Here is a 22,277-nt window from a genome sequence, read left to right on the forward strand (position 1 = left end):
ACGCCCATGCAAGCCATCCGCAGCATTCTCGTGGTGCTCGACCCCGAACACGCCCACAGCCGGGCACTGACCCGGGCCAAGCTGATTGCAGGCGTCACCGGCGCGCGCCTGCACCTGCTGATGTGCGACAAACGGCATGACCACAGCGCGCTGTTGAGCGTGCTGAGCCGCCAACTGCACGACGACGGTTATGACAATGTCTCCCACGAAGAGGCCTGGCGCGATAACCTGCACGACACCATCATCTACGTGCAGCAGGCCGAAGGCTGTGAGCTGGTAATCAAGGAACACCGCCCCGACAACCCGCTGAAAAAGGCCCTGCTCACCCCCGATGACTGGAAACTGCTGCGCCAATGCCCGTGTGCCGTGCTGATGGTCAAGAGCGAGCGGCCGTGGACTGGCGGCAGGATTCTGGCCGCGGTGGACGTGGGCAACCAGGACGAGGATCACCGCCGCCTGCACGCCAGCATCATCGACCATGGCCATGACATCGCCGCGCTGGCCAAGGGCGAGCTGCATGTCATCAGCGCGCACCCGTCGCCCATGCTGTCGGCGGCCGACCCGGTCTACCAGTTGAGCGAAACCATCGAGGCACGCTACCGTAAAGCGTGCGAGGCGTTCCAGGCCGAGTACGGCATCAGCGAGGAACGCCTGCACGTGGCTGAAGGACCGGCAGATGTGCTTATCCCCCATACCGAGCAGCGGTTGGATGCGGTGGTGACCGTGATCGGTACGGTGTGCCGCACAGGGATTACCGGGGCGTTGATTGGCAATACTGCAGAGGTGGTACTCGATGAGCTGAAGGGCGACGTGCTGGTGCTCAAGCTTGAAGAAACCAGCACCAAGCTGGCCGAACGGGTCCGGGGTTGACGCCCCCTGCAGGCGCGCCACAGCGGCGCGCCTGCACAAGGCCGCAGGTACCCGTCAGCCCAATGCTTCACGCACCTTCGGGTCCAGCCCCTCCCCGTCGTTGGCTGCAATCCACTCCAGCAGTTGCCTGCGCATGGCCGGCGTCCAGAAGCTTTGCAGATGCTGGCGTACCCCTTGCACGGCCAGCGCTCGGTTAGGCTCGCTGTCGAAGTAATGGGCAATCTGGTTGGCCATCTTGACCAGGCTGGCGCTGCTCATTGGCGTACCTCGGCTTTCTCCGCTGTGCGGCGCTCCTGCAGCAGGCGCCGCTGTTCATCACTGAAGTCCTGATAGCGCTGCTGCCATTGCGAAGGCTGGAACACTTTGACCACCTCCACCGCCGTGACCTTGTACTCAGGGCAGTTGGTAGCCCAGTCGGAGTTGTCGGTGGTGATCACGTTGGCCCCCGACTCGGGGAAGTGGAACGTGGTGTACACCACCCCCGCGGCCACCCGCGCACTGACCTTGGCGCGCAGCACCGTCTGCCCGGCACGGCTGCCAATGCCGACCCAGTCGCCGTCCTGGATACCCCGGCTTTCGGCATCGGTGGGGTGGATTTCCAGGCGGTCGGCGTCGTGCCAGGCCACGTTGCCGGTGCGCCGCGTCTGCGCGCCGACGTTGTACTGGCTGAGGATGCGCCCGGTGGTCAGCAACAGCGGGTAGCGGCTGTTGACCTTTTCGTCAGTCGGCACATAGCCGGTGAGCATGAAGCGGCCCTTGCCCCGTACGAACTGGTCGATGTGCATGGTTGGCGTGCCATCCGGCGCGGCCTCGTTGCAGGGCCATTGCAGGCTGCCATGGCGTTCGATTTCGGCGTAGCTGACCCGGCGGAAGGTCGGGGTCAGGCGGGCGATTTCATCCATGATCTCGGACGGGTGGCGGTAGTGCATCGGGTAGCCCAGGGCGTCGGCCAGGGCGATGGTAGCTTCCCAGTCAGCCTTGCCGGCCAGCGGTTCCATGACTTTGCGCACCCGTGAAATTCGCCGCTCGGCGTTGGTGAAGGTGCCGTCTTTTTCCAGGAACGAACTGCCCGGCAGGAACACGTGGGCGAACTTGGCGGTTTCGTTGAGGAAGATGTCCTGGACCACCACGCACTCCATCGCGAGCAAGGCAGCGGTAACGTGCTGGGTGTTGGGGTCACTTTGGGCAATGTCTTCACCCTGGCAGTACAGCGCCTTGAAGCTGCCGTCCAGCGCTGCCTCGAACATGTTGGGAATACGCAGGCCCGGGTCGGGCTGCAAGGTCACGCCCCAGGCCTGCTCGAACTCTTCACGCACCGCCTGGTTGGAAATATGCCGGTAACCGGGCAACTCATGGGGGAACGAACCCATGTCGCACGAACCCTGCACGTTGTTCTGGCCGCGCAGTGGGTTGACCCCTACCCCTTCACGGCCGATGTTGCCGGTGGCCATGGCCAGGTTGGCGATGGCCATCACCGCGGTGCTGCCCTGGCTGTGCTCGGTCACCCCAAGGCCGTAATAGATGGCCGCATTACCGCCGGTGGCGTACAGCCGGGCGGCGGCGCGGATCTGCTCTGGCGCTACGCCACACACCGGGCCAAGCACTTGCGGGGCGTTCTCGGCACGGCTGACGAAGTCGCGCCAGCGGGCGAAGTCTTCGGTTTCGCAGCGGGCATCGATGAAGCCCTGGTCCAGCAGGCCCTCGGTGACAATCACATGGGCCAAGGCGTTGAGCATGGCCACGTTGGTACCAGGGCGCAGTTGCAGGTGCAGCTCGGCACGGGCGTGCGGCGCGTCGACCAGGTCGATACGTCGTGGGTCGATCACGATCAGCCGCGCGCCCTGGCGCAGGCGGCGCTTGAGCTGCGAGCCGAACACCGGGTGGGCGTCGGTAGGGTTGGCACCGATCACCAGTATCACGTCGGCCTGCATCACCGAGTCGAAGCTTTGCGTACCTGCCGACTCGCCGAGGGTCTGCTTCAGGCCATAACCGGTCGGTGAATGGCAGACCCGGGCACAGGTGTCGACGTTGTTGTTGCCGAACGCCGTACGCACCAGCTTCTGCACCAGGTACGCCTCTTCGTTGGTGCAGCGGCTGGAGGTAATGCCGCCAATGGAGTCACGCCCATACTTGAGCTGGATACGGCGCAATTCGCTGGCGGCGTAGTTCACCGCCTCGTCCCAGCTGACCTCTTGCCACGGGTCCTCCAGGCGCTTGCGGATCATCGGTTTGGTGATGCGGTCCGGGTGGGTCGCGTAGCCCCAGGCGAAACGCCCTTTGACGCAGGCGTGGCCATGGTTGGCGCCGCCGTTCTTGTCCGGGACCATGCGCACCAGCTTGTCCCCTTTCATTTCTGCGCGGAACGAGCAACCCACACCGCAGTAGGCACAGGTGGTGACCACCGAACGCTCGGGCTGGCCCAGTTGCACCAGGCTTTTTTCCGTCAGGGTCGCGGTTGGGCAGGCCTGCACACAGGCGCCGCACGACACGCACTCCGAAGCCAGGAAATTGTCTCCGCCGGCCGCCGCCACCCGCGACTCGAAACCACGCCCGGTGATGGTCAGGGCGAAGGTGCCCTGGATGTCCTCGCAGGCGCGCACGCAGCGGCTGCAGACAATGCACTTGCTCGGTTCATAGTCGAAATACGGGTTGGAAACGTCCTTTTTCTCAGCCAGGTGGTTGGCGCCGTCATAGCCATAGCGCACCTCGCGCAGGCCAACCTGCCCGGCCACGGTCTGCAGCTCGCAGTTGCCGTTGGCCGAACAGGTCAGGCAGTCCAGCGGGTGGTCGGAGATGTACAGTTCCATCACGTTGCGGCGCAAGCCGGCCAGGCGCGGGGTTTCGGTGCGCACCACCATGCCTTCGCTGACCGGCGTGGTGCACGATGCCGGGTAGCCGCGCATGCCTTCGATTTCCACCATGCACATGCGGCACGAGCCAAAGGCTTCAAGGCTGTCGGTGGCACACAGTTTGGGGATGCTGGTGCCGAGCATGGCCGCGGCGCGCATCACCGAGGTGCCGGCCGGCACGCTGATGGCACGGCCATCGATGCTCAGGCTGACCTGCACGTCGCTGTCGCGAGCCGGGGTGCCCAGGTCGGTTTGCGGGTCGAAGAAGTTGATCACTGTGCGGCCTCCGTGGTGGTCAGCCCGAAATCGGCGGGGAAGTACTTGAGGGCGCTGGCGACCGGGTAGGCGGTCATGCCACCCATGGCGCACAGCGAACCGTACTGCATGGTGTCGCACAGGTCGCGCAGCAACAGGGCGTGGTCATGGCGCTCGCCCGTTTCGCTGCTGGCGATCAAGCGGTCGACCACCTCCATGCCCCGTGTCGAGCCGATGCGGCACGGGGTGCACTTGCCGCACGACTCCTCGGCGCAGAACTGCAGGGCAAAACGCGCCATGCTGGCCATGTTCAGGGTGTCGTCGGCGACCACCACACCGCCATGGCCAAGCATCGCGCCCATGGCGGCGAAGGCTTCATAGTCCAGCGGCGTGTCGAAGTGGCTGGGTGGCACCCAGGCGCCAAGCGGGCCGCCGACCTGCGCAGCTTTCAGCGGCCGGCCACTGGCCGTGCCGCCCCCGTAGCCCTCTACCAGCTCGCGCAGGGTCAGGCCAAAAGCCCGCTCCACCAGGCCGCCGTGGCGCACATTGCCGGCCAGCTGGAACGGCATGGTCCCCAGTGAGCGGCCCATGCCGAAGTCACGGTAGAACGCGGCGCCCTTGGCCAGGATGATCGGCACCGAGGCCAGGGTGAGCACGTTGTGGACCAATGTCGGCAAGCCGAACAGGCCTTGCAGCGCGGGCAGTGGCGGCTTGGCGCGGACGATGCCGCGCTTGCCCTCGATCGATTCGAGCAGTGCGGTTTCTTCACCACAGATGTAGGCGCCGGCCCCCACCCGTACCTGCAGCTCGAAAGCCCGGCCGCTACCAGCCACGTTGACCCCCAGGTAACCGGCCGCACGGGCGATGGCAAACGCCTGCTCGAGCACACGGATGGCATCGGGGTATTCCGAGCGCACATAGATGTAGCCCATGTCGGCGCCCACGGCGAGGCCGGCAATGATCATGCCTTCGATCAGCAGGAACGGGTCGCCCTCCATCAGCATGCGGTCGGCAAAGGTGCCGGAGTCGCCCTCGTCGGCATTGCACACCACGTACTTCTGGCCTGCGCCAGCGTCCCGCACGGTGCGCCACTTGATACCCGCCGGGAAGGCCGCACCACCGCGGCCGCGCAAGCCAGAGTCCAGCACGGCAGCGACCACTTCGGCGCCGTCCAGCGCTACCGCGGCTTCAAGGCCGGCGAAACCGCCGTGCGCCCGGTAGTCGTCCAGCGACAACGGGCGGGTAATGCCGGCGCGGGCAAACAGCAGCCGTTGCTGGGTCTTGAGGTAGGGGATCGCCTCGACCGGCCCAAGCGCCAGCGGGTGCTCGGCGGGCTCACCGGCCAGGGCATCGAGCAGCGCCGGCACGTCTTGTGCGGTGACCGGGCCAAAGCCGCGGCGGCCTTGCGCACTGTCGCACTCGACCAGCGGCTCCAGCCAGTACAGCCCACGCGAGCTGGTGCGCTGGCTCTCCAGCGGCAACTGGCGCCGCTCGGCTTCGCGCTGGAAGGCCTCGGCGACCTGGTCGGCGCCCACGGCGCGGGCGACCGAATCACAGGCAATGAACAGCTTCAGCATGCTGCATCCTCCTGGCAGGCATTGACCAAGGCGCGCAAGCGCTCGGGGGTGAGCCGTGCATGCACCTGGCCGTCGAGTTCCAGCGCGGGTGAGCAGGCGCAGGCGCCCAGGCAATACACCGGGCGCAGGCTGATGGCGCCGTCGGCACTGGTGCCATGGTCGTCGAGTGCCAGCTGTTCACGCAGCTGCGCCGCGAGTGCCTCGGCGCCACGGCTCTGGCACGACTCGGCGCGGCACAGGCGCAAGGTATGGCGTGCCGGCGGCGCAGTGCGGAAGTCATGATAGAAACTGATTACCCCACGCACCTCGGCCAGGCTGAGGTTGAGGGCATGGGCCAGTTCGGGAACGGCGGCATCGGGGATGTAGCCCAGGTCATGCTGGATAGCATGCAGCATCGGCAACAGGGCGCCGGGGGTGTCTTTGTCGCGCGCCAGAATGCGCTGGATAACGGGCAGGTGGAGCAATTCATCAGGCATACAGCGGACCTCGGCATCACGGACCCTGCCTGTGTTGTTGTAATGGCAGGTATCCAGCGTGTTCTGCTGCGGCACGCCGGCAACGTCACGGTTGCGCGATGGCGGCGGCCTCCTCGCCGACGGCCGCGCATCTGCGTGCGCTGGTCCGACGGCATCCTGCAAGCATGGCACTTATGCCGCCGAAGGGTTGCGTACGAGCGACCAGGCGCATCCTGAAACCGACGCTGGTCAGCCCTGGCCGTGGGCCTTGAGCTTGAGTTTCTCGGTATCGACGCGGACGAACACCGAGTCCGCCGTCACGGTCAGCACGTCGCCAGCCCAGACTTCACAGATCACCCGGCTTTTGCGCCCTACTTCGCCTTCTACCCGGGCCTTGAGCAGCAATTCGAAGCCCATCGGGGTGGGCTTCAGGTAGGTCAGGTTGAGCGTACCGGTCACGCAGTCGATGCGCGGCAAGCTGCCCGGCGCGCGGCCTTCGTGCCGGTAGTGGTAGGCCATGGCGGTCCAGTTGGAATGGCAATCCACCAGCATCGCCAGCAGGCCGCCGTACACCAGGCCTGGCCAACCGCTGAAGGTGCTGTCCGGGGCATGCCTGCAGACCAGGTGGATACCATCGGCATGCCAATGGCTTTGCAGGTGCAACCCGCTGGGGTGGGAGCAACCGCAGCCGTAGCAGGTACCGTCTGGTGCCGCCATGGCCTGGAGTGAAAGGGGCTGGTCGTTCATACGCTTCCTGTGCTGATGAAAAAGGGGGCGCGCAACGCCCCCATTAAAGCAGAAACATCAGGCGGCCTGCGCAACCACGCGGCCACGCCGCTGGGTCAACGACACCAGCAGGATGAACACGGTCACCGCGGCGGTCATCAGTGTTTCGTAGCGGTAGGCATCGCTGAACAGCATGTAGCCCAGCACCATGACAATGGTGCCGATCACCAGCCAGGTTAGGTAAGGGAACAGCCACATTTTCAGCTCCAGCGGGCGCCCTTCGCGTTCAGCGCGCGCCCGCATGCGCAGTTGCGACACGGCGATCACCAGGTACACCAGCAACGCGATGGCACCGGTGGTAGACAACAGGAAGCCAAACACCTTGCCAGGGAACACATAGTTGACCAGGCAACCGGCGAAGCCTGCCAAGGTGGAGAACAGCACGGCCACGGTCGGCACCCCAGAGCCGGAAATGCGCTTGGTCATGCTCAGCGCCTGACCACGCGCGCCCAGCGAATAGAGCATGCGCGAGGCTGTGTACAGGCCCGAGTTCATGCAGCTGGTCACTGCCACCAGCACCACCAGGTCGACCAGCAGCTTGGCCCCCGGCACGTTCAGCACTTCCAGCACCCGCTGGAACGAACCCACCGCTTTCAATGCCGGGTCGTTCCAGGCCACCAGCGATACCACCAGGAAGATCGAGGCCAGGTAGAAGATGGCGATGCGGTAGACCACCAGGTTGGTGGCACGGCGGATCTTGTCTTTCGGGTTGGCGGTTTCGTCAGCGGCGATGGTGACGATTTCGGCACCGAAGAACGAGAAGATGGTGATCAGCACGCCACCCAGTACGGTGCCGAAGCCGTTGGGCATGAAGCCGCCGTGGTCCCACAGGCGGCTGACCCCGGACACCTCGGCCAGCGGCCAGAAACCGAACACCGCCAACCCGCTGACCACGATGAACGCAATGATCGCCACCACCTTGACCAAGGCGAACCAGTACTCGAACGCACCGAAGTTCTTCACGCTGACCAGGTTGGTGCCCGCCAGCACCAGCATGATCAGGAAGGCGAACAGCCACGAGGGCACGCCCGGGAAGTAGGCATGCAGGATGTCGGCGCCGGCGATGGCTTCGACCGGAATGATCAGTACCCAGAACCACCAGTACAGCCAGCCGATGGTAAACCCGGCCCACGGGCCGATGGCCTCGCTGGCATAGGTCGAGAACGAGCCGCTGTTGGGGTTGGCGATGGCCATTTCACCCAGCATGCGCATGACCAGCAGCACCAGCAGGCCGGTCATGGCGTAGGAGATGAGGATCGCCGGGCCAGCGGTGGCAATGGCATTGGACGAGCCGATGAACAGGCCGGCGCCGATGATGCCGGCGATGGAAATCATGGACACCTGGCGCGAGGTCAGGCCGTGCTGCAAGGAGCGCTGTTTCTTGTTGTCGTGAGAAGCCATGAAGAACCCTCGAATGGGTCGGCCGCGGCATGGCGGCTGAAGGTCGGAGCAGAATTCTTTTAAATTTCTGATGCGCGTTGTTGTTGTTTTGCAAAGACCAAAAGCGGGTTAACGACCTCCTCTTTACATGACCGGTTGTCATTGTTGATCCAGGTCAGTATTAATCTATAGGCCGGGGTCAACAAACGACCTTTTCGAAACACATGATTCCGTTTTGGAATGAACTCCTTACTTTTTTGCTCGGTATTCGCCCGTCATGTCCAAACGCCTGATGCCCTCGACCACCGCCCTTCAGTGTTTCGAAGCGGCCGCCCGCCATCTCAGCTTCACCCGTGCGGCGCAAGAGCTGCACCTGACCCAAAGCGCCGTCAGCAAGCAGGTGGCGCAGCTTGAAGACATGCTCTCGCACTCGCTGTTCCAGCGTATTCGCCGGCGCCTGCACCTGACCCCGGCCGGCGCCCTGTACCTCACCGAAGTGAACAAGATCCTCACCCAGATCGATATTTCCAGCCGCTACATCCTCAGCTATGGCGACGAAACCGAAGTGCTGCGCATCGCTACCCAGCCCACCTTCGGCGCGCGCTGGCTGGTGCCCAGGCTCAAGGGCTTCGGCGACCGCTACCCGCGTATTCACCTGGACATACGCAACGAGCTGGAGCCGTTCGACCTGGTCCAGGCCAAGGCCGACATCGCCTTTTTCTTCGGCCAGGGCACCTGGCCCGGGGCAACCTGCATCGAATTGTTCAGTGAAGAGGTCGTGCCGGTGTGCAGCCCGCAGCTAGTGGCCAGCCACCCTTTCGACAGTGCCCAGGCGCTGACCGAGCACCGCCTGTTGCAGTGCGTGTCGCGGCCCGAAGCCTGGCATGAGTGGTTCCTGGGGCTGGGCTTGCACAGCCAGAACAGCTACCACGGGCCGCGTTTCGACACCTTCTACCTGTGCATCCGCGCGGCCATCGCCGGTTGTGGCATCGCCCTGATCCCGCGCTACCTGGTGGCCGAGGAATTGAGCGAAGGCAAGCTGGTGGTGGCCTGGGACCACCCGGTGCCGAGCAATGGCCGGCACTTCATCGCGCATGCCGAACATGCCGCCGAAGTGCCCAAGATAAGGGCTTTTGTGCAGTGGATACGGGAGCGGGTAGCTGAGGGGGATTGATTTGAATGGCGAAGTATCGGCCAGATCACGAATCCATGGAATGACCGCAATCGAATAATTCGTTTGCGGAATAACCTGCGAACACGTTTGGATAATAAGAAACTCGAACAAGGTCCGCGTGCGTCATGAACCAGGAAAGTATCAGCCAGTCGATTGCCATCGTTCACCCAATCACACTTTCCCATGGCCGCAATGCCGAAGTCTGGGACACTGACGGCAAACGTTACATCGACTTTGTCGGCGGTATCGGCGTGCTCAACCTGGGCCACTGCAACCCGGCCGTGGTCGAGGCTATCCAGGCCCAGGCCACCCGCCTCACTCACTATGCCTTCAACGCCGCCCCCCATGGTCCGTACCTGGCGCTGATGGAGCAACTGAGCCAGTTCGTACCGGTCAGCTACCCGCTGGCCGGCATGCTCACCAACAGCGGCGCGGAAGCCGCGGAAAACGCCCTGAAAGTGGCCCGTGGCGCCACCGGTAAACGGGCCATCATCGCCTTCGACGGGGGCTTCCACGGCCGCACCCTGGCTACCCTGAACCTCAACGGCAAGGTCGCCCCGTACAAGCAACGGGTCGGCGAGCTGCCCGGGCCGGTCTACCACCTGCCCTACCCGAGCGCCGACACCGGGGTCACCTGCGAACAGGCACTCAAGGCCATGGACCGCCTGTTCAGCGTCGAGTTGGCCGTGGAAGACGTGGCGGCGTTCATTTTTGAGCCAGTGCAGGGAGAAGGTGGTTTCCTGGCCCTCGACCCGGCCTTCGCCCAGGCCCTGCGCCGCTTCTGCGACCAGCACGGCATCCTGATCATCATCGACGAGATCCAGTCAGGCTTTGGCCGCACCGGCCAGCGCTTCGCCTTCCCGCGCCTGGGGCTCGAGCCCGACCTGCTGTTGCTGGCCAAGAGCATTGCCGGCGGCATGCCCTTGGGTGCGGTGGTCGGGCGCAAGGACCTGATGGGGTCATTACCCAAGGGCGGCCTCGGCGGCACCTACTCGGGCAACCCCATTGCCTGTGCGGCAGCACTGGCCAGCCTGGCGCAGATGACCGACGAGAACGTGGCTACCTGGGGTGAGCGCCAGGAGCAGGCCATCGTCAGCCGCCACCAGCGTTGGACGGCCTCGGGCCTGTACCCGTTCATCGGGCGCCTGACCGGGGTGGGCGCCATGCGCGGCATTGAATTCGTCAATGCAGACGGCAGCCCGGCGCCGGCGCAACTGGCCAAGGTGCTGGACGCGGCGCGCGCCAAAGGCCTGCTGCTGATGCCCAGCGGCAAGGCGCGGCACATCATCCGCCTGCTGGCACCGCTGACCATCGAGGCCGAGGTGCTCGAAGAAGGGCTGGATATCCTCGAGCAGTGCCTGGCGGAGTTGAACTGAGCGTTACAGGCCCAGTTCTGCCGGGGTGAGCATGTCGGACTCGAACGCGATCCAGCCGCCTTCGAGTTCGGCATGGCCATTGACGATCGGGCCGTAGTAGGTCAGGCCGTTCTCCAGGGTGACGCAAATGTGCGTGGCATTCTTTTCAGGCGCCGCGAGCGTACCGACGAAATGCACCTTTTTCAGGGTTTCGGTCACCGCCTCCAGGCCAACGCGCATACCGGGGTTTTCCGATGCCTCGGTATCGCCCCCACGGTCCTCGGCGCTGATGGTGACGGTGGCGATGTACGGGTACTGGGTGCTCAAGCGGGGTTACCTCAATGGGTGGGTAGGCGTATGGGCGCGTAGAGTACGGCAGGCGTTGCCTGTTGTCTCTACCGGCCTCATCGCTGGCAAGCCAGCGCCCACAGGTATACAACCCTTGAATACGCTGCAGCCCCTGTAGGAGCGGGTTCACCTGCGAACAGGCCAGCCCTGCAACAGGTGATCTGGCTGCCCCGATCTGTTAGGGTGCCCGCCGATGCACGCCACACCACACGAGGATCCCGAGTGAGCGCCGAAGAACCCCTGATCGCCGACCTGTTCGATGTCGACAAACGTCTGTCCCTCAAGCCGGTGGTGGACTTCAACAGCTACCTGCGCAACGCTTTCGGCGAGGGCCCGTGCCGCTGCCACCGCTGCGTCGAAGGTGCCGACCCCAGCACCTATAGCCACGCGCACACCTTCACCTTCGACGGCCGCCCGTGGCACCGCCGTTTCGCCAGCACCGCCGGCAGCGATGTGGCCCAGGTGCTGAAGAAAGCCTGGCTGTCCTATACCAAGGCCGACCTGAACCTGATCGGCGCGCTGGACCTGGCCACGCTCAAGACCTTCACCGAAGCCGGCCTGCACCCACGCTTGCTGGCTTTGCTACCGGCGTGTGGCCTGGCTCGCGAAGTGGATGGCCAGTGGCTGCTGCAGGCCCAGGCCGACTGACAGCCCGGCGGCACGGCAGGATTCCACGGGTCTGCTAACGTGGTGGAATCCGCCCAGCCGCAGGTAGTCCGCCATGGCCCGCACAACGCCCATCGAGCTGTACCGCAACATCGGCATCGTCGCCCACGTCGACGCCGGCAAGACCACGACTACCGAGCGGATCCTGTTCTACACCGGGGTCAACCACAAGATGGGCGAGGTGCACGATGGCGCCGCGACCATGGACTGGATGGCCCAGGAGCAAGAGCGCGGCATCACCATCACCTCGGCGGCGACCACGGCCTTCTGGCAAGGCTCGACCAAGCAGTTCGCCGACAAGTACCGGTTCAACATCATCGACACCCCCGGCCACGTCGACTTCACCATCGAAGTGGAACGCTCGCTGCGCGTACTCGATGGTGCCGTGGTGGTCTTCAGCGGCGCCGACGGGGTCGAGCCCCAGTCCGAAACGGTCTGGCGCCAGGCCAACAAGTACCATGTGCCGCGCCTGGCCTACATCAACAAGATGGATCGCCAGGGCGCCGACTTCCTGCGGGTGGTCAAACAGATCGACCAGCGCCTGGGCCACCACCCGGTACCGATCCAGCTGGCCATTGGCAGTGAAGAGCATTTCATCGGCCAGATCGACCTGGTGAAGATGAAAGCTATCTACTGGAACGATGCCGATAACGGCACCAGCTATCGCGAAGAAGAGATACCTGCCGAGCTCAAGGCGCTGGCCGATGAATGGCGCGCGAAGATGGTGGAGGCCGCGGCTGAGGCCGATGACGAACTGACCGAGAAGTTTCTTGAGGGCGAAGAACTGAGCATCGAAGAAATCAAGGCCGGCCTGCGCAAACGCACCCTGAACAACGAAATCGTACCCACCATCCTCGGTTCCTCGTTCAAGAACAAGGGCGTGCCGCTGATGCTCGATGCGGTGATCGATTACCTGCCTGCCCCGTCGGAAATCCCGGCAATCAAGGGCACCGACCCCGACGACGAAAACAAGCACCTGGAACGCCACGCCGACGACAAGGAGCCGTTCTCGGCCCTGGCCTTCAAGATCGCCACCGACCCGTTCGTCGGCACCCTGACCTTCGCCCGGGTGTACTCCGGGGTGCTCAGCTCCGGCAATGCCGTGCTCAACTCGGTCAAGGGCAAGAAAGAGCGCATCGGCCGCATGGTGCAGATGCATGCCAACCAGCGCGCGGAGATCAAGGACGTATGCGCCGGTGACATCGCTGCCCTCATCGGCATGAAGGACGTGACCACCGGCGACACCCTGTGCGACATGGACAAGCCAATCATCCTGGAACGCATGGACTTCCCCGACCCGGTGATTTCCGTGGCCGTGGAACCGAAAACCAAGGCCGACCAGGAAAAAATGGGCATCGCCCTGGGCAAACTGGCCCAGGAAGACCCGTCATTCCGCGTGCGCACCGACGAAGAAACCGGCCAGACCATCATCTCCGGCATGGGCGAGTTGCACCTGGACATCATCGTCGACCGCATGCGCCGTGAATTCAACGTCGAGGCCAATATCGGCAAGCCGCAGGTGGCCTACCGCGAGAAAATCCGCAACACCTGCGAGATCGAGGGCCGCTTCGTCCGCCAGTCCGGCGGCCGCGGCCAGTACGGGCATTGCTGGATCCGCTTCGCCCCCGGTGACGAAGGCAAGGAAGGCCTGGAGTTCGTCAACGAGATCGTCGGCGGCGTGGTGCCACGCGAATACATCCCGGCTATCCAGAAAGGTATCGAAGAACAGATGAAGAACGGCGTGCTGGCCGGCTACCCGCTGATCAACCTGAAGGCAGCGGTGTATGACGGCTCGTACCACGATGTGGACTCCAACGAGATGGCCTACAAGATCGCAGCGTCGATGGCCACCAAGCAACTGTCGCAAAAAGGCGGCGCGGTACTGCTGGAGCCGGTGATGAAGGTGGAGGTGGTCACCCCCGAGGAATACCAGGGCGACATCCTGGGCGACCTGAGCCGGCGCCGGGGCATGATCCAGGACGGCGACGAAACCCCGGCAGGCAAGGTGATCCGCGCCGAGGTGCCGTTGGGCGAAATGTTCGGCTACGCCACCTCGATGCGCTCGATGACCCAGGGCCGGGCCAGCTTCTCGATGGAGTTCACCCGCTATGCCGAGGCCCCAGCCAGCATCGCCGATGGCATCGTCAAGAAGAACCGCGGGGAGTGATTCATTCGCCTGTACCGGCCTCTTCGCGGGCACGCCCGCTCCCACTGGGGCAGCGCCTGCGCCATTCCTGTGGGAGCGGGCGAGCCCGCGAAGAGGCCAGCACAGACAATAACCTTTCTCAGTGCTGCTCCCCTGCCCGCTTCAACAGCTTCTTGCACCGCTCCGACAGATGCACCACGCGCAGGTGCTTGCCCGCCTTGGCATAACGCTCGCGCAAGGTCTGCAGTGCGGCAACCGCCGAGTAATCGACAAAGCTCAGGTGCTGGCAGTCCAGCGTGACCTGGGCCGGGTCGCTGGCGGCATCGAACTGGTCGAGAAATGAAGTGGTCGAGGCGAAGAACAGCGTGCCATGGACCTGATAGTGTTTGCCGCCATCGGCGTCTTCATGGCTGTCGGCGTACAACTCCCGGGCATGCTGCCAGGCAAAGTTCAGCGCCGCGATCACGATGCCGAATAGCACTGCCATGGCCAGGTCGGTAAACACCGTGACCACGGTCACCGCGATGATCGCCAGCACATCGTTGACCGGCACCTTGTGCAACACCCGCAAGGACGCCCAGGCAAAGGTCTGCTGGGCCACCACGAACATCACGCCAACCAGCGCCGCCAGGGGAATACGCTCGATCAAAGGCGACAGGAACAACACGAACAGCAGAATCATCACCCCGGCTACCACACCCGACAGCCGGCCACGGCCATTGGAGCTCAGGTTGATCACCGTTTGCCCGATCATCGCGCAACCCCCCATGCCACCGCACAGGCCCGACACCATGTTCGCGGCGCCCAATGCCACGCACTCGCGGTCCGGGTAGCCGCGGCTTTCGGTGATTTCGTCGGTCAGGTTCAGCGTGAGTAGGGTTTCCAGCAGGCCGACCATGGCCATCAGCACCGCGTAGGGGGCGATGATCTTGAGGGTTTCCAGGTTCCACGGCACATCCGGCAGCGCCAGCCCCGGCAAGCCGCCAGCGATGTGCGCCATGTCACCCAAGGTGCGGGTGGGCAAGCCGAGCAGGTACACCAGCAAGCCAACGCCAAGAATCGCCACCAGTGCCGGCGGTACGGCGCGGGTGAGCTTCGGCAAGAGGTAGACCACCGCCATGGTCAGCGCCACCAGGCCAATCATCAGGTACAGCGGCGTACCACTGAGCCAGTGCTCACCGTTTTTGAAATGCTCCAGCTGGGCCATGGCAATGACAATGGCCAGGCCGTTGACGAAGCCCAGCATGACCGGGTACGGCACCAGGCGCACCAGCTTGCCCAGGCGCAGCAGGCCGAACAGAATCATCACCACCCCGCCCAGCAGCACCGTTGCCAGCAGGTATTGCGCGCCGTGCTGCACCACCAGCGCCACGATCACCACCGCCATCGAGCCGGCAGCCCCGGAAATCATGCCCGGCCGACCGCCGAACAGTGCGGTCAAGGTGCAAATGATGAACGCACCGTACAGGCCCATCAGCGGGTTAAGGTGGGCCACCAGGGCAAAGGCGATGCACTCGGGCACCAAGGCGAACGAAGTGGTCAGGCCGGCGAGCAGGTCGGCGCGTAGTCGGGTGTGTTTCATGGGCATCCTGTAATTAGCCGGACAACAGCTGGGGCACCTGTACGGCCTTTAGAGCGGGCAAAAATCGAAGGCGGGATGTTACGGAATTTGTCTGAAAGCAGCCACCGCGCAATGTAGCCGAAGGGCTCTCAGGCTCCCTGGCAAGGCCTGTGGAGGGCGATTATCTGCAATTATCTGGCTGACTATAATTTATAGTTTCCTGGATAAAGCCAGGATAAAAGGCAGTTTTTGATGTGCATCCAGCACAGGCAGGACGCCTTTGCCATCATGGCAACCCCACCTGCGGAGATCATGGACATGCCGCTACGCCCCCTATGCGCCGCCCTGCTGCTGGCCGCCAGCCTCACCGCCCAGGCCGCCACCGAGGTATTGCCGCTGCAGCACCGCAGCAGTGCCGAACTGCTGCCTGCCGCACAGGCATTCATCGCCAAAGACGGCACGGTCAGCGCCTTCGAGAACAAGCTGATCGTCAACGCCAGCCCCGAGCGCATCGACGACCTGCGTGCCTTGCTGCAGCAGCTGGATACCGCGCCCAAGCGCCTGCTGATCAGCGTTGACAACAACGACAGCAACTTCCAGGACAACCGGGGCAACGGCCAGGTCATTCGCTACGGCACCAGCAACCGCGACGGTGGCATGCAGCAAGTTCAGGCCAGCGAAGGCCAGCCAGCACTCATCCAGGTTGGCCAGAGCATCCCGGTTACCAGCACCAGCACCGACGGCTACGGGCGCCTCCAGAGCAACACCGAATACCGCAACGTGACCCAAGGTTTTTATGTAACCCCAAGCGTGAGCGGCGATACGGTCCGCCTGCAAATCAGCAGCAATAATGACCGCATGAGCAACGAACGTGCAGATGTAGTGAAAGTGCAAAGCACCGACACAACTATCACCGGCAAGCTCGGCGAGTGGCTCACACTAGCAGGCTACAACCAGCAGAGCCAAGCCGACCGCAGCCCCGCTAACCGCAGTTACAGCACCCAGCGCGGGGAAAACATGACTGTGCGGGTAAAAGTCGACGTAATGGACTGATCCCAGGCAGTTCAAGGCCTCGACCAAAGGCCTTGAAACTGACTGACAAGTCGTATTAGACCAAAGATGTAGTAAGCACAAAAAACCACTACAAAACATTTGACAGGGTGTTTTTCCCAAGGGCATGATGGCCTCGCTCCCGCTAATCAGGGGCCCTGGCAAGGGCCTTCGAGGCGCGCTCCTCCCACCCCCGGAGGCGCCTTGTGTCTATACGGCCCACAAGGCGGTTCGACGGGATTGCGACTGCAACGAAGAAGTTGTCCCGAGGGACGGAAGCGCATCACCGCAGTACTGGCAATCGCGTAGCACCGCAGTTAGGCATCCACGAGCCGACCTGCCGGGGCGCCTCTGCCTGGCCTGCACTCTCCTTCCCCTTCGAGCCTTCGCGTTCGCCGCCGCACACCTGCGAACAGGACAGCCGCCAGGCACCTGATCTGCTCCGAGCATCAGCACAATTAACTCAAGATCGATGCGACGAGGTTTATTTCCATGGCACTGACACGCGAACAGCAAATTGCAGCCCTCGAGAAAGACTGGGCCGAGAACCCGCGCTGGAAAGGCGTGACCCGTACCTACACCGCCGCTGATGTCGTTCGCCTGCGTGGCTCCGTGCAACCCGAGCACACCTTTGCCCGCCAGGGTGCAGAGAAACTGTGGAAGCTGGTCACCGAAGGTGCCCACCCGTCCTTCCGCCCTGAGAAAGACTTCGTCAACTGCATGGGCGCCCTGACTGGCGGCCAGGCAGTCCAGCAGGTAAAAGCCGGCATCCAGGCCATCTACCTGTCCGGCTGGCAGGTTGCCGCCGACAACAACTCGGCCGAGTCCATGTACCCGGACCAGTCGCTGTACCCGGTCGACTCGGTACCGACCGTGGTCAAGCGCATCAACAATGCGTTCCGCCGCGCTGACCAGATCCAGTGGAAAGCGGGCAAGAACCCGGGCGACGAAGGCTACATCGACTACTTCGCGCCGATCGTGGCTGACGCTGAAGGCGGTTTCGGCGGCGTACTGAACGCCTACGAGCTGATGAAGAACATGATCGAAGCAGGCGCCGCCGGCGTGCACTTCGAAGACCAGCTGGCCTCGGTGAAAAAGTGCGGCCACATGGGTGGCAAGGTACTGGTACCGACCCAGGAAGCCGTGCAGAAGCTGGTGGCCGCGCGCCTGGCTGCTGACGTGTCGGGTGTGCCGACCATTATCCTGGCCCGTACCGACGCCAACGCCGCCGACTTGCTGACCAGCGACTGCGACCCGTACGACCAGCCGTTCGTGATTGGCGAGCGCACCCGCGAAGGCTTCTACAAGGTACGCGCCGGCCTCGACCAGGCCATCGCCCGCGGCCTGGCCTACGCGCCGTATGCCGACCTGATCTGGTGCGAGACTGCCAAACCGGACCTGGACGAAGCCCGCCGCTTCGCCGAAGCGATCAAGAAGGAGTACCCGGACCAGATCCTGTCGTACAACTGCTCGCCTTCCTTCAACTGGAAGAAGAACCTGGACGACGCCACCATTGCCAAGTTCCAGCGCGAACTGTCGGCCATGGGCTACAAACACCAGTTCATCACCCTGGCCGGCATCCACAACATGTGGCACGGCATGTTCAACCTGGCGCACGACTACGCCCGCAACGACATGACCGCCTATGTGAAGCTGCAGGAGCAGGAATTCGCTGACGCCAGCAAGGGCTACACCTTCGTGGCGCACCAGCAGGAAGTGGGTACTGGCTACTTCGACGACATGACCACTGTGATTCAGGGTGGGGCTTCGTCGGTGACTGCACTGACGGGTTCGACCGAAGAAGAGCAATTCCACTGATAGTGGCTTGCGGTTGAAAGAAGGCCCGGCGCTTGTAAAAGCGCCGGGCCTTTGTTTTTGCCGGTACCGGCCCTTTCGCGGATGAACCCTGTAGGAGCGGCCTTGTGTCGCGAAAGGGGTGCGTAGCGCCCCCGGGATCTGTGCGCCACCGCAAAATTGCCGGGGCCGCTCTGCGGCCCTTTCGCGACACAAGGCCGCTCCTACAGACGAATCGTGCCTATCAGGGGTGCCTCTGTGCTGCATGCCAGTTCAGCTTGCCGGCTCCCACATCTGTTTCGGGCCAGTCCATCCTGGGCCAGCGCAGGCGACCGCCTAGCACATACGGCGCGGTATCGAGCCATGCGCCAGAGGGGGCGCGCGCAAATCACACAGGCATCATTGGCTCGAAACAGATGTGGGAGCCGGCTTGCCGGCGATGCGCCGCGCGGGCGGCGCTCGATCTCACAGGCGCTGCATTCCTTTCGCCATACTAATGGCAGCCCTCACGCGACCCACACCAGCCCAACAAACCCCACAATCACGTCTATGCTTGTGGCAGCACCGCACCCAGGGCAGCACTGGCCGGCCGCTTCATCAGCCAGTCATGACCCAACCACTAAAGTATTGACCCAGAGCGGTGCAACCGCCGCGCAAAGCTGCTAGAACACGGCCCTTTCGCATTTACAAGTAGGGGGACTCGCCAGATGAACTTTACAAGGCTCAGAACAGCCCAATTAAATGGCATCAGGTCAAATGATATTAATTATCATTACGAAACTTGTAATTCGTTACCACTCGCAAGAAACATAATTAACAAAAGCGCACGCAATGCCCGAATTTCAAGGCTTTCAGCCATTTACGCGCTGCTGTTGCACTAAATCCTACGGATAAATTTGCTACAGAAATTTTACTTGCACCAGGTTTACCCATAAAATCAGCGCGATTGATTCAGCTGCGACATTTGGTCACTGCATGTGCGACACCAGGTCGCCGCTCTACACTTATTTCAGACTGCAGAGCTGGGTCTCTGTATAAGGATTTCTAGCATGTCCGATTCGGCAGGACTCATCGCCCACAACTGGGGCTTTGCCATCTTCCTCCTGGGTGTCGTCGGCCTGTGCGCCTTCATGCTCGGCCTGTCCAGCCTGCTCGGTAGCAAGGCATGGGGCCGCGCCAAGAACGAACCCTTCGAATCCGGCATGCTGCCCGTCGGCAGCGCCCGCCTGCGCCTGTCCGCCAAATTCTATCTGGTCGCGATGCTGTTCGTGATCTTCGATATCGAAGCCCTCTTTCTCTTTGCATGGTCTGTGTCCGTCCGCGAAAGCGGCTGGACCGGGTTCGTCGAAGCACTCGTTTTCATAGCAATTCTGTTGGCAGGTCTTGTCTACCTATGGCGCGTCGGGGCACTTGATTGGGCTCCCGAAGGTCGCCGCAAGCGGCAAGCGAAGCTGAAACAATGAGGCTTTGGCATGCAATACAATCTCACCAGAATCGATCCGGATGCGCCCAACGAGCAGTACCCGGTCGGTGAACGGGAAACCGTCACCGATCAGCTGCTGGAGGACCAGGTCCACAAGAACATCTTCATGGGCAAGCTCGAAGATGTGCTGCGTGGCGCGGTCAACTGGGGTCGCAAGAACTCACTGTGGCCGTACAACTTCGGCCTGTCCTGCTGCTACGTGGAAATGACCACGGCCTTCACGGCACCCCACGACATCGCCCGCTTCGGCGCCGAAGTCATCAGGGCTTCGCCGCGTCAGGCCGACTTCATGGTCATTGCCGGTACCTGCTTCGTGAAAATGGCGCCGATCATCCAGCGCCTGTACGAGCAGATGCTCGAGCCCAAGTGGGTGATCTCCATGGGGTCGTGCGCCAACTCCGGTGGCATGTACGACATCTACTCGGTCGTTCAGGGGGTCGACAAGTTCCTCCCCGTGGACGTCTATGTGCCTGGCTGCCCGCCACGCCCTGAGGCTTTCCTGCAAGGCTTGATGCTGCTGCAGGAGTCGATCGGCCAAGAACGACGCCCGCTTTCCTGGGTTGTTGGTGATCAAGGTATTTACCGTGCCGAGATGCCAGCCCAGAAAGACTTGCGTCGTGAGCAGCGCATTGCCGTAACCAACCTGCGCAGCCCCGACGAAGTCTGATCCAGCGACCTGCCGCCCGCTCCCCATGGAGCCGGCGGCCTGGCTTCATTCTTAACGTTGACCCAAAGCGACCGAGACCATGACAGCGGACAACGCTATTTTCATTCCGCCCTACAAGGCTGACGACCAGGATGTGGTCGTCGAACTGCACAACCGTTTTGGCGCCGAAGCATTCGTCGCCCAGGAAACCCGCACCGGCATGCCCGTGCTGTGGGTCAAGCGCGCCCAACTCAAGGAAGTGCTGAGCTTCCTGCGTGGCGTGGCCAAGCCGTACAGCATGCTGTACGACCTGCACGGCGTCGACGAACGCCTGCGTACCCAGCGCCGCGGCCTGCCAGCCGCCGACTTCAGCGTGTTCTACCACCTGCTGTCGGTCGAGCGTAACAGCGACGTGATGATCAAGGTGTCGCTCAGCGAAGGCGACCTCAACCTGCCGTCGGTGACCAGCATCTGGCCGAACGCCAACTGGTACGAGCGCGAAGTCTGGGACATGTTCGGCATCGACTTTGCCGGCCACCCGCACCTCAGCCGCATCATGATGCCCCCCACCTGGGAAGGCCACCCGCTGCGCAAGGACTACCCGGCGCGTGCCACCGAGTTCGACCCGTACAGCCTGACCCTGGCCAAGCAGCAGCTCGAAGAGGAATCGGCGCGCTTCAACCCCGAAGCCTGGGGCATGAAGCGTCAGGGCGCCAACGAGGACTACATGTTCCTCAACCTCGGCCCCAACCACCCTTCGGCGCACGGTGCATTCCGTATCGTGCTGCAGCTGGACGGTGAAGAGATCGTCGACTGCGTACCGGACATTGGCTACCACCACCGTGGCGCCGAGAAAATGGCCGAGCGCCAGTCCTGGCACAGCTTCATCCCCTACACCGACCGTATCGACTACCTCGGCGGGGTGATGAACAACCTGCCGTACGTGCTCGCGGTGGAGAAGCTGGCCGGCATCCAGGTGCCGCAGAAGGTCGACGTGATCCGCATCATGCTCGCCGAGTTCTTCCGCATCACCAGCCACCTGCTGTTCCTGGGCACCTATATTCAGGACGTGGGTGCCATGACCCCGGTGTTCTTCACCTTCACCGACCGCCAGCGCGCCTACACCGTGATCGAGGCGATCACCGGTTTCCGCCTGCACCCGGCCTGGTACCGTATCGGTGGCGTCGCCCACGACCTGCCGCGCGGCTGGGACAAGCTGGTCAAGGACTTCGTCGAATGGCTGCCCAAGCGCCTCGACGAGTACACCAAGGCGGCCTTGCAGAACAGCATCCTCAAGGGCCGTACCATCGGCGTCGCTGCCTACAACACCAAGGAAGCACTGGCCTGGGGCACCACCGGTGCCGGCCTGCGCGCCACCGGTTGCGACTTCGACCTGCGCAAATCCCGCCCTTACTCCGGCTACGAGAACTTCGAGTTCGAAGTACCGCTGGCCCACAACGGCGATGCCTACGATCGCTGCATGGTCCGTGTCGAGGAGATGCGCCAGAGTATCCGCATCATCGACCAGTGCCTGCGCAACATGCCGGAAGGCCCGTACAAGGCGGATCACCCGCTGACCACGCCGCCGCCGAAAGAGCGCACCCTGCAGCACATCGAAACCCTGATCACGCACTTCCTGCAAGTCTCGTGGGGCCCGGTGATGCCGGCCAACGAGTCGTTCCAGATGATCGAGGCGACCAAGGGCATCAACAGTTACTACCTGACGAGCGATGGCGGCACCATGAGCTACCGCACCCGGATCCGTACCCCGAGCTACCCGCACCTGCAGCAGATCCCATCGGTGATCAAAGGCAGCATGGTCGCCGACCTCATTGCGTACCTGGGCAGTATCGACTTCGTTATGGCTGACGTGGACCGCTAA

18 protein-coding genes are annotated in these 22,277 nt (G+C 63.2%); 10 read left to right on the top strand and 8 right to left on the bottom strand.

The window, feature by feature from the left end; genetic code table 11:
• Positions 1–6 precede the first annotated feature (6 nt).
• Positions 7–870 (top strand): universal stress protein, encoded by an 864-nt coding sequence (locus AACG97_RS18570; protein ID WP_047149847.1) that lies wholly within the window; start codon positions 7–9, stop codon positions 868–870.
• A gap of 54 nt (positions 871–924) precedes the next feature.
• On the opposite strand, the gene AACG97_RS18575 is transcribed toward AACG97_RS18570, so the two are convergent.
• From AACG97_RS18575 to AACG97_RS18600, 6 genes are all read right to left on the bottom strand, one after another.
• The gene (locus AACG97_RS18575; protein WP_009684206.1) at positions 925–1,128 is read right to left on the bottom strand and encodes a formate dehydrogenase subunit delta; all 204 of its coding nucleotides are present in this window, start codon (positions 1,126–1,128) and stop codon (positions 925–927) included.
• Positions 1,125–3,995 carry a formate dehydrogenase subunit alpha gene (gene fdhF / locus AACG97_RS18580; protein ID WP_225786089.1) on the bottom strand — a complete coding sequence of 957 codons (2,871 nt, stop codon included), beginning with the start codon at positions 3,993–3,995 and terminating at the stop codon, positions 1,125–1,127. Before fdhF ends, AACG97_RS18575 begins: the two co-directional genes overlap by 4 nt.
• The gene (locus AACG97_RS18585) at positions 3,992–5,551 is read right to left on the bottom strand and encodes a formate dehydrogenase beta subunit (RefSeq protein ID WP_225786088.1); all 1,560 of its coding nucleotides are present in this window, start codon (positions 5,549–5,551) and stop codon (positions 3,992–3,994) included. The genes fdhF and AACG97_RS18585 overlap by 4 nt, the downstream gene beginning before the upstream one ends.
• Positions 5,545–6,027 carry a formate dehydrogenase subunit gamma gene (locus AACG97_RS18590; protein ID WP_029885286.1) on the bottom strand — a complete coding sequence of 161 codons (483 nt, stop codon included), beginning with the start codon at positions 6,025–6,027 and terminating at the stop codon, positions 5,545–5,547. The genes AACG97_RS18585 and AACG97_RS18590 overlap by 7 nt, the downstream gene beginning before the upstream one ends.
• Before the next feature lie 228 nt (positions 6,028–6,255).
• Complete coding sequence (locus AACG97_RS18595) at positions 6,256–6,753, bottom strand: PaaI family thioesterase (RefSeq protein ID WP_144188691.1); 498 nt, start codon at positions 6,751–6,753, stop codon at positions 6,256–6,258.
• A 57-nt stretch (positions 6,754–6,810) separates the two neighbouring features.
• Positions 6,811–8,193: an amino acid permease gene (locus AACG97_RS18600; protein WP_009684211.1), complete on the bottom strand. Its 1,383-nt coding sequence runs from the start codon at positions 8,191–8,193 to the stop codon at positions 6,811–6,813.
• Positions 8,194–8,449: 256 nt separating this feature from the next.
• On the opposite strand from AACG97_RS18600, the gene gcvA reads away from it, so the two are divergent.
• Positions 8,450–9,346 carry a transcriptional regulator GcvA gene (gcvA, locus tag AACG97_RS18605; protein WP_029885289.1) on the top strand — a complete coding sequence of 299 codons (897 nt, stop codon included), beginning with the start codon at positions 8,450–8,452 and terminating at the stop codon, positions 9,344–9,346.
• Between the two features lie 125 nt (positions 9,347–9,471).
• A complete protein-coding gene (locus tag AACG97_RS18610; RefSeq protein WP_029885290.1) occupies positions 9,472–10,722 on the top strand; it encodes a 2-aminoadipate transaminase in 1,251 nt (416 codons plus the stop codon).
• A 3-nt stretch (positions 10,723–10,725) separates the two neighbouring features.
• Here the strand turns inward: AACG97_RS18610 and AACG97_RS18615 are convergent, their stop codons facing one another.
• Positions 10,726–11,028, bottom strand: a complete 303-nt coding sequence (locus AACG97_RS18615; protein ID WP_029885291.1) for a hypothetical protein — start codon at positions 11,026–11,028, stop codon at positions 10,726–10,728.
• A 243-nt stretch (positions 11,029–11,271) separates the two neighbouring features.
• Between AACG97_RS18615 and AACG97_RS18620 the strand changes: the two genes are divergently transcribed.
• Together AACG97_RS18620 and fusA are read left to right on the top strand one after the other, a co-directional pair.
• On the top strand, positions 11,272–11,697 hold the full coding sequence (locus AACG97_RS18620; protein WP_009684215.1) for a hypothetical protein: 426 nt from the start codon (positions 11,272–11,274) through the stop codon (positions 11,695–11,697).
• Between the two features lie 73 nt (positions 11,698–11,770).
• Positions 11,771–13,882 (top strand): elongation factor G, encoded by a 2,112-nt coding sequence (gene fusA, locus AACG97_RS18625; RefSeq protein ID WP_029885292.1) that lies wholly within the window; start codon positions 11,771–11,773, stop codon positions 13,880–13,882.
• Positions 13,883–14,000: 118 nt separating this feature from the next.
• On the opposite strand, the gene AACG97_RS18630 is transcribed toward fusA, so the two are convergent.
• Entirely contained in the window at positions 14,001–15,443 is a 1,443-nt protein-coding gene (locus AACG97_RS18630) for a SulP family inorganic anion transporter (RefSeq protein ID WP_009684217.1), read from the bottom strand.
• Positions 15,444–15,710: 267 nt separating this feature from the next.
• Here AACG97_RS18630 and AACG97_RS18635 point away from each other — a divergent pair, with 267 nt between their 5' ends.
• The 5 genes from AACG97_RS18635 (at position 15,711) to nuoC (ending at position 22,277) form a co-directional block, all read left to right on the top strand.
• Complete coding sequence (locus AACG97_RS18635; protein WP_197886666.1) at positions 15,711–16,475, top strand: secretin N-terminal domain-containing protein; 765 nt, start codon at positions 15,711–15,713, stop codon at positions 16,473–16,475.
• Between the two features lie 489 nt (positions 16,476–16,964).
• Positions 16,965–18,290: an isocitrate lyase gene (gene aceA / locus AACG97_RS18640; protein ID WP_232555015.1), complete on the top strand. Its 1,326-nt coding sequence runs from the start codon at positions 16,965–16,967 to the stop codon at positions 18,288–18,290.
• Between the two features lie 1,025 nt (positions 18,291–19,315).
• Positions 19,316–19,729, top strand: a complete 414-nt coding sequence (locus tag AACG97_RS18645) for an NADH-quinone oxidoreductase subunit A (protein ID WP_003251427.1) — start codon at positions 19,316–19,318, stop codon at positions 19,727–19,729.
• Between the two features lie 9 nt (positions 19,730–19,738).
• Complete coding sequence (locus tag AACG97_RS18650) at positions 19,739–20,416, top strand: NuoB/complex I 20 kDa subunit family protein (protein ID WP_003251429.1); 678 nt, start codon at positions 19,739–19,741, stop codon at positions 20,414–20,416.
• Positions 20,417–20,495: 79 nt separating this feature from the next.
• Complete coding sequence (nuoC, locus tag AACG97_RS18655) at positions 20,496–22,277, top strand: NADH-quinone oxidoreductase subunit C/D (RefSeq protein ID WP_197886286.1); 1,782 nt, start codon at positions 20,496–20,498, stop codon at positions 22,275–22,277.

The organism is Pseudomonas sp. Nvir, assembly GCF_963778085.1.
Lineage (GTDB): Bacteria > Pseudomonadota > Gammaproteobacteria > Pseudomonadales > Pseudomonadaceae > Aquipseudomonas > Aquipseudomonas juntendi.

Excerpts from the sequence above, each read along its gene's own strand:
- AACG97_RS18645 (WP_003251427.1), top strand. The coding sequence starts at position 19,316 with ATGTCCGATTCGGCAGGACTCATCGCCCACAACTGGGGCTTTGCCATC.
- aceA (WP_232555015.1), top strand. The coding sequence starts at position 16,965 with ATGGCACTGACACGCGAACAGCAAATTGCAGCCCTCGAGAAAGACTGG.
- AACG97_RS18575 (WP_009684206.1), bottom strand. The coding sequence starts at position 1,128 with ATGAGCAGCGCCAGCCTGGTCAAGATGGCCAACCAGATTGCCCATTAC.
- AACG97_RS18570 (WP_047149847.1), top strand. The coding sequence starts at position 7 with ATGCAAGCCATCCGCAGCATTCTCGTGGTGCTCGACCCCGAACACGCC.
- nuoC (WP_197886286.1), top strand. The coding sequence starts at position 20,496 with ATGACAGCGGACAACGCTATTTTCATTCCGCCCTACAAGGCTGACGAC.
- AACG97_RS18585 (WP_225786088.1), bottom strand. The coding sequence starts at position 5,551 with ATGCTGAAGCTGTTCATTGCCTGTGATTCGGTCGCCCGCGCCGTGGGC.
- AACG97_RS18590 (WP_029885286.1), bottom strand. The coding sequence starts at position 6,027 with ATGCCTGATGAATTGCTCCACCTGCCCGTTATCCAGCGCATTCTGGCG.
- AACG97_RS18595 (WP_144188691.1), bottom strand. The coding sequence starts at position 6,753 with ATGAACGACCAGCCCCTTTCACTCCAGGCCATGGCGGCACCAGACGGT.
- AACG97_RS18610 (WP_029885290.1), top strand. The coding sequence starts at position 9,472 with ATGAACCAGGAAAGTATCAGCCAGTCGATTGCCATCGTTCACCCAATC.
- gcvA (WP_029885289.1), top strand. The coding sequence starts at position 8,450 with ATGTCCAAACGCCTGATGCCCTCGACCACCGCCCTTCAGTGTTTCGAA.
- AACG97_RS18630 (WP_009684217.1), bottom strand. The coding sequence starts at position 15,443 with ATGAAACACACCCGACTACGCGCCGACCTGCTCGCCGGCCTGACCACT.
- AACG97_RS18600 (WP_009684211.1), bottom strand. The coding sequence starts at position 8,193 with ATGGCTTCTCACGACAACAAGAAACAGCGCTCCTTGCAGCACGGCCTG.
- fusA (WP_029885292.1), top strand. The coding sequence starts at position 11,771 with ATGGCCCGCACAACGCCCATCGAGCTGTACCGCAACATCGGCATCGTC.
- AACG97_RS18650 (WP_003251429.1), top strand. The coding sequence starts at position 19,739 with ATGCAATACAATCTCACCAGAATCGATCCGGATGCGCCCAACGAGCAG.
- AACG97_RS18635 (WP_197886666.1), top strand. The coding sequence starts at position 15,711 with ATGGCAACCCCACCTGCGGAGATCATGGACATGCCGCTACGCCCCCTA.